This is a genomic window from Streptomyces sp. Ru73, from assembly GCF_002920575.1.
Taxonomy (GTDB): domain Bacteria; phylum Actinomycetota; class Actinomycetes; order Streptomycetales; family Streptomycetaceae; genus Streptomyces.
In genome coordinates this window covers 18,964-32,805 of record NZ_PQSQ01000012.1, presented here as the reverse complement: position 1 = coordinate 32,805, position 13,842 = coordinate 18,964, and the positions used below count along the sequence as shown (strand labels likewise).

Below are 13,842 nucleotides of genomic sequence, written 5' to 3'. Positions count from 1 at the left end.
AGCACAATGTCCGCTTTTGTAGATGTTGGCCCCTTGGGGGCTGCGACCCGGATGCTTCGTGACCGCTCATCCGGTGCCGACCGCACTCATTTGATCATCCGACGCCGACCGGATTCTGTCCAGAGGGCACCTTGGTGACCGTCACCACTCACAGACTGATCCGTAACTTACGGTGGCGTAGATAGGCTGGCGCCCATGTCTTCCGCGCCCGAAGCCACCGCCGGCCACACGACCGAAAGCCCAGCTCAGGCCGTGACCTCCGCGGTCTCCGCGCTCACCGCCCCGCTCAAGCCGAAGCTGCGGGGGTGGTTGCACGCCGGAATGTTCCCGGCCGTGCTCTTCTCGGGGGTCATGCTCACCGCACTGGCCGACAGCACCCGCGGACGTGTGGCGTGCGGTATTTACACGCTCTCCGCCTGCCTGCTCTTCGGCGTCAGTGCCATCTACCACCGCGGCAACTGGGGCCCGCGGGTCACCGGCATCCTGCGCCGGCTGGATCACGCCAACATCTTCCTGATCATCGCGGGCACCTACACCCCGCTGACGATCCTGCTGCTCCCCGACGGCCGCCGGGACCTGCTCCTCTGGGGCATCTGGGCGGCCGCCGCCCTCGGCATCGCCTTCCGCGTCTTCTGGGTGGGCGCACCCCGCTGGCTCTACACGCCGTGCTACATCGCGATGGGCTGGGCGGCGGTCTTCTTCCTCCCGGACTTCCTGCAGAAGGGCGGCATCGCCGTCCTCGTGCTGGTGATCGTCGGCGGACTGCTCTACAGCGCGGGCGGCGTGATCTACGGGATCAAGCGCCCGAACCCGTCACCTCGGTGGTTCGGCTTCCATGAGGTCTTCCACTCCTTCACCCTCGCGGCCTTCGTCGTGCACTACGTCGGCATCTCGCTGGTGGCCTATTCGCACGCCTGACGCGGGCCCGGGCACCACCGCGGCGCTCCCCGCGATCCGGCCCCACCGTGGCCGCGGCCTCGACGCCGCGGCCACTTGCCATGTCAGGGCCGCCACTCCGGCCAGCACCAGCGCGAGCACCACGGCGGTCCCGCCCAGCAGGAACCCGCCCACACACACCGCGGCGGCCAGCACGACCGCTCCGTGCAGCGCAGCACGCATTCGCAACACCCCCTCCAGCTCTCACTGAATGTGACTGTGCGCTCTTAGAGCGTTACACATCCCACTGACAACGGGGAGACCGCCTGACGTCGGCGGCCTGGGCGTACGGCGTCACGGGGTGGGCGCACGGGCCTTCGCGAGGCGGCGCGGAGCGGGCGCGGGGACCTCCGCGAGGCGGCGTCGAGCGGGCGCGCGGGCCGCTCACGAGGCGGCGCGGAGCGGCGCCGGGCCTTGCGGAACGGCGCGGGGCACGCGCCGGGCCTCGCGGAGCGGCGTCCGCTCGCACGAGCCCGGCGCGGAAACGTCTCTACAGGTCGACCAGCACCGCGCCCAGGTGCCGGCCCTCGGTCAACTCCCGCAGCGCGCGCGGCGCCTGCTCGATGCCCTCGAAGCGCACGTGCGGGAAGGTCAGCGTGCCGTCCCGCAGGCCCTGCCCGAACAGCCGGTTCCATTCCTGGACGAGGTCGAGGTGGTCGAAGAGCGCCATGCCGCGCAGGGTGATGCCGCGGGACAGCACCGACAGCGTGTCGATCTCGGTCACGGCGGAGGCACCGGAATTCATCTGGGCGGACAGCGCGCCGACGATCGCGAACCGGGCGCCGCGGTTGGCGAGCGCGAGCGCGGCCTGCAGCTGCTCGCCGCCGACGTTGTCGAAGAGCGCGTCGACGCCGTCCGGCGCCGCCTTGCGCAGCTGGTCCAGGACCGGCCCCTCGCCCCGGATCACCACCGCGTCGTACCCGAGCCCGTCCATCAGCCGCTCGGCCTTGGTGCGCGAGCCGGTGCTGCCGATGACGCGGGCCGCACCGCGCTGCTTGGCCAGCTGCCCGGCCAGCGAGCCCACGCCGCCCGCCGCGCCGGTGATGAAGACGGTGTCGCCGGGGCGTACGTCGGCGCCCCGGCCGATGCCCATCAGCGCGGTCGGCCCCTGGGAGAGGTACGCCGCTGGATCGGGCAGCAGGCCGGACTCCAGGCGCTGCGCCTGGGAGGCGTCCATGACGGCGTACTCGCGCCAGCCGAGCCGGTGTTCGACCAGGTCACCGGGGGCGAAGTCGGTGCCGGGCGCGGCCACCACCTCGCCCACGGCCGCGCCGTGCAGCGGGGCGCCGATCTCGTAGTGCGGCATGGGCACGGCGCTCTGCTCGTCCATGAGGGTGCGCATGACGGCCGCGACGCCCATGGTGGTGGTGCGGACGAGGACCTGGCCGGGCGCCGGTTCCGGCACGGGCACCTCGGCGATCTCGAAGAGGTCGTCGGTGACCGGGCCGTCGGGACGCGCTGCGAGCCGTACTTCGCGGTGGGTGGTGGGGACTTCACTGCGGATGGTCATGGCACGACGCTAGCCCGCGAGACCCTTGCGGAGGCCATGGATCGGGAAGGTCCGGCGTGTTTCCACCGGTACCGGCGGGGCGGCCCACCCGGTGCCGCGGCGGGGCAGCCCGCCGTCGTACGGGGGCCACCCGCCGCGGTATCCGGGGCAGTCCGACGTCGTACGGGGGGGGCGCGGCCCGCCGCGTACGGAGGCGCGGCGGATCCGGCCGCCCGTTCAGCAGGCCGGTCGGCCTTCCGTTCAGCAGCCCGGTCGGCCTTCCGTTCAGCAGTCCGGTCCGCCTTCCGGTCAGCCGTCCTTCAGGCGTTCCGCCAGCTCGCCCGGGTCGGTGGTGGGCCGCTCGCAGGTGAAGTTGCGGCACACGTAGGCCGCGGGCCGCCCGCCGACCAGCGGCCGGTCCATGAGGAGCGGCACCTCCTCGCTCCCGGGGGCGCCGACCGCGACCACCGTGCCGGGCGCGGTACCCAGCAGCGCGGCGCGGTGCAGCTCACGGGTGGCCTCGTCGTCGTACGAGCCGATCACCGCGACCTCGCGCGGGCCGTCCAGGAGCGCCTCGGCGACCGCGAGCCCCCAGCCGATGAAGCGCGGGGCGCGGCCGCTGAGCGCCTTCACGATGCCGAGCGCGCCCTCCGCCGCCTCCCGGTGCGGCGCGCTGCCGGTGAGCGCGGCGTACGAGAGCAGGGCGCCGGCCGCCGCGGTCCATCCGGAGGGCGTGGCGTTGTCGGTCGGGTCCTGGGGGCGGCGGATCAGCGTCTCGGCGTCGTCGGCGGTGTCGTACAGCGAGCCGTCCGGCCCCCGGAAGTGGACCAGCACGGTGTCCAGGAGCAGCCCGGCGAAGTCCGTCCACACGCCCTCGCCGGTCACCTGGGACAGCGCGAGGAAGCCCTCGGCGACGTCCGCGTAGTCCTCCAGCACGCCGGAGTTGGTGCCGGGGACGCCGTCGCGCGAGGTGCGGTGCAGCCGTGCCCGGCCGTCCATGTGGACGCGGACCAGCAGGTCGGCGGCGTCGGTGGCGGCCTGCACCAGGTCCGGGCGGTCGAAGTACGCGCCGGTCTCCGCGAGCGCCGCGATGGCCAGCCCGTTCCAGGCGGCCACGACCTTGTCGTCCCGGCCGGGGCGGGGCCGCTCCTCACGGGCGGCGAGCAGCCGCTCCTTGATGGAGGCGATCCGCTCGGCATCGTTCAGCCCGTCGGCGTCCGGGAGTTGGAGCACCGAGGCGCCCTCCTCGAAGGTGCCCTCCTCGGTGACGCCGAAGTACGCGGCGGCCACCCGGGCGTCCTCCTCCCCCAGCACCTCGGCCAGCTGAGCGGGCGTCCACACGTAGAACGCGCCCTCGGCGTGCCGTCCCGTGCCGTCGTCGCTGTCGGCGTCCAGCGCGGAGGCGAAGCCGAGCTGGTCGGTGCGGAGTTCGCGGACCATGAAGTCGGCGGTCTCCAGGGCGACGCGGCGGGCGAGGCCGGAGCCGGTGGCGCGCCAGAGGTGCGCGTACACGCGGCACAGCAGCGCGTTGTCGTAGAGCATCTTCTCGAAGTGCGGCACCACCCATTCCGCGTCCACGGAATAGCGCGCAAACCCGCCGCCGAGCTGGTCGTAGATGCCGCCGCGCGCCATCGCCTCGCAGGTGGCCCGCACCATGTCGAGCGCGCCCTCGGAATCGGTGCGCGCGTGGTGGCGCAGCAGGAACTCCAGCACCATCGACGGCGGGAACTTCGGCGCGCCGCCGAATCCGCCGCGCGTCGCGTCGAAATCCCTGGTCAGCTGCAGCAGCGCGGCCATCAGGTCATCGGGCCCCGGCGGCTGCGCGCCGGCGGCGGCCAGCGACCGGTCAGCGAGATCCCGGACGATCTTCCCCGCGACCTCGCCGACCTCCTCCCTGCGGTCCGTCCATGCGGCCTTCACGCCCTCCAGGACCTGGGGAAACGACGGCATGCCGTGCCGCGGCTCCGGCGGGAAGTAGGTACCGAAGTAGAACGGCTCGGCATCGGGCGTGAGGAAGACCGTCATCGGCCAGCCGCCGTGCCCGGTGGCGGCCTGCACGGCCTCCATGTACACGGCATCGACGTCCGGCCGCTCCTCGCGGTCCACCTTCACCGACACGAAGTTCTCGTTCAGCAGCCGCGCGGTGGCCTCGTCCTCGAACGATTCGTGCGCCATGACGTGGCACCAGTGGCAGCTGCTGTACCCGACGCTGAGCAGCACCGGCACGCCGCGCCGCCGCGCCTCCTCGAACGCCGCGGCGGACCACGGCCACCAGTCGACCGGGTTGTCGGCGTGCTGGAGCAGATACGGGGAAGTCTCATGAGCCAGGCGGTTCGGCATGGGGCCATCCTCTCTCACGGGTGCGCCCGGAGGTGCGAAGCGGATCCGCCGGGCGCGCAACGCCCGGCACGGCGGATCGGTCACTCGACCGTGTGTCACGTCCCGGCGGAGTTATCCACAGGGCTGCCGGATCCGGCGCCGAGACGGAACACTGGGCGTACAAAGCGATCATCGCTGGAGGGGGATATGGAATGACGGGCTCACCGGCTGTCCTGCGGGACGCTCACCGCGCGGACGCGGACGCACTCCTGACGCGCGCGGTCGAGGAGGAGGTACGCCGCTCGGGCGGGCGCGTCGACGGCAGCGTGCTGCTGACCAGGGCGCGGGCGGCGCTGGACCGGCTCGCGGCCGCGGCGGCGGAGGAGTACGCCGCGTACGTGCGGGCGCTGGACGAAGCTGCCGCCGACCGACGCCTGCTGACGGAGCGTCTGACCCGCAGGGAGACGGGCACGCCCGCGGTGGCCACGCTGGTCGCCGCCGCCGCGGCCGTCGTCGCGGACCTGGCGTACGGCACCGGACCCGGCGCGGCGCTGGGCACCGGCGGCGTGGTCCTCGTCGCAGGCGCGGCGGCCACGGTGCTGAAGCTCACCGCCGGGCACTGGCCGGCCGCGCACCGGCAGGCGGGGATGCGGGGCCAGCCCGGCGGCCCCGAGCAGCTGCGGCTGCAGTGGCTGACGGCCCTGGAGGTGCGCGGCATCCGGCCGTTCCTCGACCAGCAGCGGGTGCTGACGGCGACGAACCGCAGCGGTGCGCAGGGCGGCACGCAGGGCAGCGGCGCGGCCGGGCGCGGCCCGCAGCTGCGCGGCGGGGACCGGAGCGCGGCGGCCCGCCGCCGGTCGGTGCTGGCCGAGTCCTTCCAGCAACTTCCCGACCCGGGCGGCCCGTTCGCGGGGCGGCGGGCCCAGCTGACGCAGATCACCCAGTGGGTGCACGCCGCCCGCGCCAGTACGGAGACCAAGCCGACGGTGGTGGTGCTCCACGGCGAGCAGGGCTCGGGGCGCACGGCGCTCGCGGTGCGGGCCGCGCGGCAGCTGCGCGACCAGTTCCGCGGCGCGTGCGTGGTGGACCTGCGCGGCGAGACGCCGGGCGAGGCCCCGCTGCCCACCCGGGACGCGCTGCTGCACCTGCTGAACCGCCTCGGGGCGCCCCGCGAGCAGCTGCTGTTCCGCGAGCGGCCCTCGCCCGAGCAGCACGTGAAGCGGCTGGCGGAGCTGTACCAGCAGCATCTGACCAACCTCCCGGTGGTGGTCCTGCTGGACGACGCCACCGACCCGGAGCAGGTCCGCACGCTGGTGCCAGACCACTCCGAGTCCCTGGTGCTGGTCACGACGCGGGAGCCGATGGAGCTGCCCGCCGGGCTGTCGGCGTGGGTGCACCAGCTGCCGGTGGGCCCGCTGGACACCGCGGGCGTCGAGGAGCTGCTGCGCGCCTCGGGCGGCGCGGCGGAGGGCGCGGCCGTGCCGTACGACCCGGAGGCGCTGGACCGGATCGGCGAGCTGTGCGGCGGGCTGCCGCTGCCGCTGCGGGTCGCGGGCTCCTCGCTGGACCGGCGCGACCCCGCCACGCTCGCCGAGGACCTGGCGGCCTACGGCCCGGTGACGCCCGTGGAGCGCGCCCTGTGGCTGCGGTACACGGACCAGGCCGACGCCGACCGGCGGCTGCTGCGCCGGCTGGCGCTGGTAGGACGGGCGAGCCTCGGCGCGGCGGCGGCCGCCGCGCTGCTGGGCGTCGAGCAGGAGGAGGCACAGCAGCGGCTGGCCCGACTGGCCGAGGCCGGGCTGGTGGAGCACGTCCGCGGCAACCGGTACCGCCTGCACGCCCTCGTGCACCGCTTCGCGCACGCGCGGCTGCTGGACGAGGAGGACCCGGCGGAGCGCGCGACCGCCCAGGAGCGGCTGATGCGCAGCTACGCCGAGCTGGCCGACTCCGTGATCCGGCTGGTCGACGGCAACACCTCCACGCGCGCCGACCGTTTCGGGCCGCACGGTTTCACCTCGCTCGACGCGGCGCTGCAGTGGCTGGACGACGAGACCAGCTTCATCACGGCGGCACTGCGCCACGCCGACCAGGACGTGGACCAGGCCACGCTCTCCCACCTCCTGGGCGCGCTCGCCGACTACTGCCTGCTCCGCGGCGACCTGTACCGCCTCGGCGAGCTGAACGAGCTGACGAAGGCAGCGGACAAGGGCCTGCTGGCCCGCTCGGTGCAGTGGCGCACCGGCGTCGCCGCCCGTCAGCTCGGCGAGCTGGACAAGGCGCGGACGACGCTGTCCTCGGTGGTCGACCTGTACTTCGAGGCGCAGCATCCGGCGGGCGCGGCGCGTGCCCTGCGCGATCTGGGCATCACCCTCCAGCAGCAGGGCAATCTCACGGAGGCCGCGGAGAAGCTGCGCGAGGCGCTGGAGATGCAGGGCGGGGACGCCATGCGCGGCGACCGCGCGTGGACGCTGCACGCGCTGGCGGCGGTGGAGCGGGACCGCGCGCGGCTGGCCGAGGCGTTCGCGCTGCTCGACGAGGCGCTGGAGCTGCACCGCGAGAGCGAGAGCGTGCACGGCCAGGCGTGGGCGCACTTCCAGCTGGGCCAGGCGTGCCTGCGCCACGGTGACGTGCCGCGTGCGGAGCGCGAGCTGCAGGAGGCGCTGGAGCTGTACGGCCGTACGCAGGACGAGCGCGGCGAGGCGTGGGCGATGACCCAGCTGGCCAGGGCCCGGCTGGTGGACGGCGACCCGGCCGCCGCCGTGGACCAGCTGAACCAGGCCCTGCCGCTGCACCGCCGGCACGAGGACGCCCGGGGCGAGGCCTGGACGCTGTACTACCTGGGCCAGGCCCTGGAGGAGAACGGCGACAAGGACGCGGGGCTGCGCCGGCTGGAGCGGGCGCGCACGATGTTCAGCCGGATGCGGGACGCGTACGGCGTGGCGTGCGCCCGGCACCACTCGGGGCGGATCACCCGCGACCTGCGGGCCGCGCAGACCGGCTCGCTGCGCAACAGCGGCTTCGCGCGCCAGCTGCTGCAGGACGCCCGCCGGGACTTCCAGCGGATCGGGGTGCCGCACAGCGAGGGCTGGTCCTGCCTGGAGCTGGTGGTGATCGACGCGGGGAACGGCAAGACCGCGCAGGCGCTGGAGCTGGCCGACGAGGCGGCCGGGATCTTCGCGGGCTACGGCGACCGGCGCGGCGAGGACTGGGCCCGCTTCCTGCGCTGCACGCTGCTGCCGCTGGCGTCGCCGGGCGGTGTGGAGGTCGGTACGGCCGTCGCCCAGGAGGAGCTGGCCGAGCTGCGCCGCTCCCCGCATCCGCTGCGCGACCCGAAGCTGGAGGACTGCGCCGAGGCGTACGCCGTCCTGCTGGACCGCGGCATCGAGCTGGAGTCCGGCTGGCAGGCCTGGCGCCTCGGCATGATCCCCACCCGCCACGCCCGCGAAATCATGGGCATACCGCTGGAACGGGTGGGCTGAGCGAACGACCAGCGCGGGACCGGCACGTCACGCCGGTCCCGCCGCCCTCCGGGCCCCGCACCCCGGGCCGCGGACAGCACCGGTCCCGGACGGCCCCGGGGCCCGCCGGGCACGAGGAGCGCACCGGCACGAGAGGCATGCCGCCATGACGAGCGCGCCGACGTCAGACAGCCCCACCGGTGCGGCGAGCGCGCCGGCAGCAGGAGTCCACCGGTACGACGAACGGTCCGCCATGACGGGCGCGCCAGCACCAAGGGCCCCACCGGTACGACGTGCGCGCGGGTGCCCGGGTGCCACCGATGCGGCGAGCGCGCCAGACCAGACAGCCCCACCGGTGCAGCGTGCGCGTCGGCACCAGGCAAGCCCCCCAACCGGGACGACGAGCGCGCGGGTGCCCGGGGGCGCACCGGTGCGGCGAGCGCCCCAGCACCAAACAGCCCCACCGGTGCGACGAGCGCGCCGGTACCGAGGGACCGGCCCGTGCCGCAGGGACCGGCCCGTGCCCAGGGCCCGCCCAGACCAAGCGCCCCGCCCGTGCCGAGGAGCGCGTCGCCCGGCATCGGCAGGCATGTCCCGCCTCCGTCCGGCACCGGCAGCAGCGCGGCCCGTGCCACGCCGCGCCCCGAGCGGGCGCAGCGCGGTGCCGCCGCGGGCTTCCGCACCCACGGCGGTTCCATGCCTCCGGTCCGGCGGCCCGGAGGCGGCGGCCCGGTCAAGCCGCCCGACCCCAGAGGTCCGGGCAGTCCGCCCGGTCCAGGAGGCCCTGCCAGGTCACCCGGCCCGAAGGCCGGATCGGGTCACCCGGCCCGAAAGCCGGTTCAGGTCGCCCGGACCGAGCGCCAGGTCAGGTCGTCTTCGGGGCGCCCTTGGCCGGGGCGGTGCTCTTGGCCGAAGCGGGCGGGGTGCTGTCGGTCGACGGTGCCGGGCCGGCGCCCTCGGCGCCCTCGCCCGGCTTCTCCTCGAAGTCGACCTTCCGCATGTGCTTGTTCATCGATTTCATCAGCAGCCAAACGGCGCCGCCGATGACCGCGAAGACGATGAAGCCGAGGACTCCGGGGGTCACCTTGTTCTCGTCCAGGTCCTTCGCGAGGGGGACGAGATGAGTCATGGCGAGGGTGCTGGTCGCGCTCATCATGAGGTCAATTGTTGCGGATGCCCGCGAAGAGGTCGTCCTCGGGGAGGGAGGTGTCCACCAGAGACTTGGCGAGCTCGTACTCCTCCGTGGGCCAGACCTCCTTCTGGATCTCCATCGGGACGCGGAACCAGCCGCCGTCGGGGTCGATCTGCGTGGCGTGCGCGATCAGCGCCTTGTCCCGGATCTCGAAGAAGTCCGCGCAGGGAATGTAGGTGGTCAGCGTGCGTTCGGCGCGCTCGAAGGACTTCCAGCGCTCCAGCCACTCGCCGTACGGCGACTCCATGCCGCGCTCCAGCAGCGCTTCGTGCAGCGCGACGGTGCGCGGGCGGTTGAAGCCCTGGTTGTAGTAGAGCTTCAGCGGCTGGTAGGGCTCGCCGGCATCGGGGTACTTCGAGGGGTCGCCGGCCGCGTCGAAGGCCACCATCGTGATCTTGTGGGTCATGATGTGGTCGGGGTGCGGGTAGCCGCCGTTCTCGTCGTACGTCGTGATGACCTGCGGCTTGAACGAGCGGATCAGCTTCACCAGCGGTTCGGCCGCGGCCTCCACGTCCTGCAGCGCGAAGCAGCCCTCCGGCAGCGGCGGCAGCGGGTCGCCCTCGGGCAGCCCGGAGTCGACGAACCCCAGCCACTCCTGCTTGACGCCCAGGATCTCGCGGGCCTCGTCCATCTCCTTCTTGCGCACCTCGTGGATGTGCGCCTCGATGTACGGGTCGCCCTGGAGCTTGGGATTGAGGATGTCGCCGCGCTCTCCCCCGGTGCAGGTGGCGACCAGCACGTCCACCCCCTCGGACACGTACTTGGCCATGGTGGCCGCGCCCTTGCTCGACTCGTCGTCGGGGTGGGCGTGCACCGCCATCATTCGCAGCTGCTCAGTCAAGACTCGATCCTCAGTCAAGGGTCATGGGACGCCGTGCGACGCCGTGGCACAACGCCTTCTATAGTGACCGAAGCGAGGGGGCGATTATTTCCAGGTTCCCCTTACCAGGAGGAAGATCATGGCCGCGGTGCGCGACGGACTGCCCGACGGACGGTACGGCCGTACCGCCGACGAGCGCGCCGACCGCACGCTCAAGATCGTCGGCGCGGTGCTCGGCGCCGCGCTGGTCGCCATGATCGCCTGGTTCGGCATCTCCTACATCACCGGGCAGGACCTCAGCGGCCGCCTGGTCTCGTACAAGGTCGTCTCCGACTCGGCGGTCCAGGCCCACCTCGAGGTCGTGAAGGACACCGGCGCGAAGGGCGTCTGCACGCTCCGCTCGCAGTCCGCCGACGGCGCCGAGGTCGGCCGCAAGGACGTCCCGGTCGATCAGGCGAAGGACCAGGTCGACACGGTGATCACGATTCGGACGACGGCCCGGGCGACCAACGCCGAGCTGGTCGGTTGTACGACCTCGGCCGCTCCGGGCAAGAAGTAGTGAGAAGCAGCAGGACGTAACGGAAGCAACCGCCTGCAGCCGGCACCTCCTCTCCGGGCCCTGGCCGGGCCCTCTCCGGACCCTCCCCGGAACCCCTCTCCGCAGCAAAACCCCCTAGCACGTCGCAGCCCGTTCGTGCATGATCGTTTCCGCGTGTCGGGCGATCACGGCCGAACGGGGCCTGACCAGCGGTGACGCGTTTTTTGCGGTTTACCGCTCCCCCTTTTGTGCCGGAATTGTTAGGCTCGTGGTTTCGCCCGCCCGAGAAGGCGCAAGCCTTCCTGGTAGGGCGTTTGATTTATCCCCAGTACCGACGAGGAGCACCTGTGACCCAGACCAGCGACAACGTCACCTGGCTGACCCAGGAGGCGTACGACCAGCTCAAGGCCGAGCTGGAGTACCTGTCTGGTCCCGCACGTGCCGAGATCTCCAAGAAGATCGAGGCGGCCCGCGAAGAGGGTGACCTGCGGGAGAACGGCGGTTACCACGCGGCCAAGGAGGAGCAGGGCAAGCAGGAGCTCCGGGTGCGTCAGCTGACCCAGCTCCTGGAGACCGCCAAGGTCGGTGAGGCTCCGGCGGACGACGGCGTCGTCGAGCCGGGCATGGTCGTCACGATCGCCTTCGACGGTGACCCGGACGACACCCTGACCTTCCTCATGGCCTCCCGCGAGTACGCGAGTGCGGAGATCGAGACCTACTCCCCGCAGTCGCCGCTGGGCACCGGAGTCAACGGCAAGAAGGTCGGCGAGACCGCGGAGTACGAGCTCCCCAACGGCAAGAAGGCGGCCGTGAAGATCCTGGACGCCAAGCCGTACAAGGGCTGAGCCCCGCAGTCCCGGCCGCGCCCACCGCGTGCGGCGGCCGCACCGCGACACACACAGCAGAGAAGGGCCCGGGCCGGAAGACCCGGGCCCTTCGACGTGCCCGCGCGCGGGGCGTGCACCACGACACGCGCCCGCTCACGATGCCGACGCGCGCCCACGACGCCGAAGCACGCCCACCATGCCGGCGCGCTCCCCGTGCAGATGCGCCCTCCCGCGCAGACGCGCCCCCCGCGCAGACGCGCGCCCGCCCGCGGCGCGCGCCCACACGTTGCGCGCCCTGCCCCGCTCAGGCCGTCGCCGACCGGTACTTGCGTACCGCCAGCGTGCGGAAGACCGCGATGATCACGACCGACCAGAGCACCGAGGCGAGGACCGGGTGCTGCATGGGCCAGGCGTCCGGCACCGGATAGCCGGGCGGCAGATTGCCGAAGAGGTCACGGGCCGCCTGGACGGTCGCGCTGAAGGGGTTCCACTCGGCGATGTGCCGCAGGAGGGCCGGCATGGAGTCCGACGGCACGAACGCGTTGGAGATGAAGGTCAGCGGGAACAGCCAGATCAGGCCACCGGAGGTCGCCGCCTCGGGGGTCCGTACGGACAGCCCGATCAGCGCGCCGATCCACGAGAAGGCGTACCCGAGCAGGAGCAGCAGGCCGAACCCCGCCAGCACCTTGCCGAGGTTCTCGTGGGTGCGCCAGCCGATGATCAGCGCGACGGCGGCGAGCACGACGAGGGTCAGCGCGGTCTGTACGAGGTCGGCGAGCGTGCGGCCGGTGAGGACAGCGCCGCGGGCCATCGGCAGCGACCGGAAGCGGTCGATGAGGCCCTTGTGCATGTCGTCCGCGATGCCCGCGCCCGCGCCGGCCGTGGCGAAGGTGACGGTCTGCGCGAAGATGCCCGCCATGAGGAACGCGCGGTACTGCGCGGGGTCGATCGGCCCCTGCTGGCCAGGCAGCTGGATCGCGCCGCCGAAGACATAGCTGAACAGCACCACGAACATGATCGGCTGGACCAGCCCGAAGACCACCATCTCCGGGATGCGCGCCATTCTGATCAGGTTGCGCTGCGCGACCACCAGCGAGTCCCGTACGGACCGGGCCAGGCCGCCGCGCGGGCGCGTGGCTCCGGTCCGCGCCGTCTCCGTCACCGCACTCACTTCGCCGCCTCCCGCGCCGCTCGCCGGTCCTTGCCCCGGCCCTTTCCGCCGCCTCTCCCGCGGCGCCCGCCGCGGCCGGCGTCCTCGTCCGGAGCGGCGTCACCGCCGGTCTCCTCGCCCCCGGCGGACGTCTCGGCCGCGTGGCCGGTGAGCGAGATGAAGACGTCGTCCAGGGTCGGGCGGCGCAGCCCGACGTCGTCGATCTCCACGCCCCGGGCGTCCAGCTCGCGGATGACCTCGGCGAGCAGCCTGGCGCCGCCGCTGACCGGCACGGTGATCTTGCGGGTGTGCCGCTCGACCTTGACCGCGCCCTTGCCGAAGCCGCGCAGCAGCCCCTCGGCGGTGCCCAGCTGTCCGGGCGCGTGCACGACGACCTCGACGCGTTCGCCGCCGGTCTGCGCCTTGAGCTGGTCGGAGGTGCCGCGCGCGATGACCCGGCCGTGGTCCACCACGCAGATGTCGTGCGCAAGGTGGTCGGCCTCCTCCAGGTACTGCGTGGTGAGCAGCAGCGTCGTACCGCCCGCGACCAGCTCCTGGATCACGTCCCAGAGCTGCTGCCGGTTGCGCGGGTCCAGGCCCGTGGTCGGCTCGTCCATGAACATGACGGGCGGGCTGACCACCAGCGCGGCGGCCAGGTCGAGGCGGCGCCGCATGCCGCCGGAGTAGGTCTTCGCGGGCCGGTCGCCCGCGTCGGCGAGGTGGAAGCGGTCGAGCAGCTCGCCGGCCCGCGCCTTCGCCGCCTTGGCGCCCATCTGGTAGAGCCGGCCGACCATGGTGAGGTTCTCGCGGCCGGTCAGGTACTCGTCGACGGCGGCGAACTGGCCGGACAGGCCGATCAGGCGCCGTACCTCGTCGGGGCGCTCCAGTACGTCGATCCCGGCCACTTCCGCCCGGCCGCTGTCGGGCCGCAGCAGGGTCGTGAGGACCCGGACCGCGGTGGTCTTGCCGGCCCCGTTCGGCCCGAGCAGGCCGAGGACGGTTCCCTCGGGGACATCGAGGTCGACGCCGTCCAGAGCCCTCACATCGCCGAAGGTCTTGACCAGTCCCTCGGCGTACACAGCGCCTGGCATCCAGGCCCTCCCGTTTCAGGGG

10 protein-coding genes are annotated in these 13,842 nt (G+C 73.1%); 4 read left to right on the top strand and 6 right to left on the bottom strand.

Annotated elements, in window-relative coordinates:
- The first annotated feature begins 195 nt into the window (after positions 1 to 195).
- Positions 196 to 918 (top strand): hemolysin III family protein, encoded by a 723-nt coding sequence (locus C3486_RS08165; protein ID WP_103831909.1) that lies wholly within the window; start codon positions 196 to 198, stop codon positions 916 to 918.
- Positions 919 to 1,426: 508 nt separating this feature from the next.
- Here C3486_RS08165 and C3486_RS08160 read toward each other — a convergent pair.
- On the bottom strand, positions 1,427 to 2,446 hold the full coding sequence (locus C3486_RS08160) for an NADP-dependent oxidoreductase (protein WP_103831908.1): 1,020 nt from the start codon (positions 2,444 to 2,446) through the stop codon (positions 1,427 to 1,429).
- A gap of 288 nt (positions 2,447 to 2,734) precedes the next feature.
- Positions 2,735 to 4,765: a thioredoxin domain-containing protein gene (locus C3486_RS08155; RefSeq protein ID WP_103831907.1), complete on the bottom strand. Its 2,031-nt coding sequence runs from the start codon at positions 4,763 to 4,765 to the stop codon at positions 2,735 to 2,737.
- A 191-nt stretch (positions 4,766 to 4,956) separates the two neighbouring features.
- Between C3486_RS08155 and C3486_RS08150 the strand changes: the two genes are divergently transcribed.
- A complete protein-coding gene (locus tag C3486_RS08150; RefSeq protein WP_103831906.1) occupies positions 4,957 to 8,223 on the top strand; it encodes a tetratricopeptide repeat protein in 3,267 nt (1,088 codons plus the stop codon).
- 844 nt (positions 8,224 to 9,067) lie between these two features.
- Here the strand turns inward: C3486_RS08150 and C3486_RS08145 are convergent.
- Positions 9,068 to 9,355: a hypothetical protein gene (locus tag C3486_RS08145; RefSeq protein WP_103831979.1), complete on the bottom strand. Its 288-nt coding sequence runs from the start codon at positions 9,353 to 9,355 to the stop codon at positions 9,068 to 9,070.
- 7 nt (positions 9,356 to 9,362) lie between these two features.
- Complete coding sequence (mca, locus tag C3486_RS08140) at positions 9,363 to 10,235, bottom strand: mycothiol conjugate amidase Mca (RefSeq protein WP_103831905.1); 873 nt, start codon at positions 10,233 to 10,235, stop codon at positions 9,363 to 9,365.
- Positions 10,236 to 10,353: 118 nt separating this feature from the next.
- Here mca and C3486_RS08135 point away from each other — a divergent pair, with 118 nt between their 5' ends.
- Complete coding sequence (locus tag C3486_RS08135) at positions 10,354 to 10,773, top strand: DUF4307 domain-containing protein (protein WP_103831904.1); 420 nt, start codon at positions 10,354 to 10,356, stop codon at positions 10,771 to 10,773.
- A 326-nt stretch (positions 10,774 to 11,099) separates the two neighbouring features.
- A complete protein-coding gene (gene greA, locus C3486_RS08130) occupies positions 11,100 to 11,597 on the top strand; it encodes a transcription elongation factor GreA (RefSeq protein WP_103831903.1) in 498 nt (165 codons plus the stop codon).
- A 286-nt stretch (positions 11,598 to 11,883) separates the two neighbouring features.
- Here greA and C3486_RS08125 read toward each other — a convergent pair whose 3' ends face one another.
- On the bottom strand, positions 11,884 to 12,750 hold the full coding sequence (locus C3486_RS08125; RefSeq protein WP_103831902.1) for an ABC transporter permease: 867 nt from the start codon (positions 12,748 to 12,750) through the stop codon (positions 11,884 to 11,886).
- Positions 12,747 to 13,820: an ATP-binding cassette domain-containing protein gene (locus tag C3486_RS08120; RefSeq protein WP_103831901.1), complete on the bottom strand. Its 1,074-nt coding sequence runs from the start codon at positions 13,818 to 13,820 to the stop codon at positions 12,747 to 12,749. Before C3486_RS08120 ends, C3486_RS08125 begins: the two co-directional genes overlap by 4 nt.
- Positions 13,821 to 13,842: the final 22 nt, after the last annotated feature.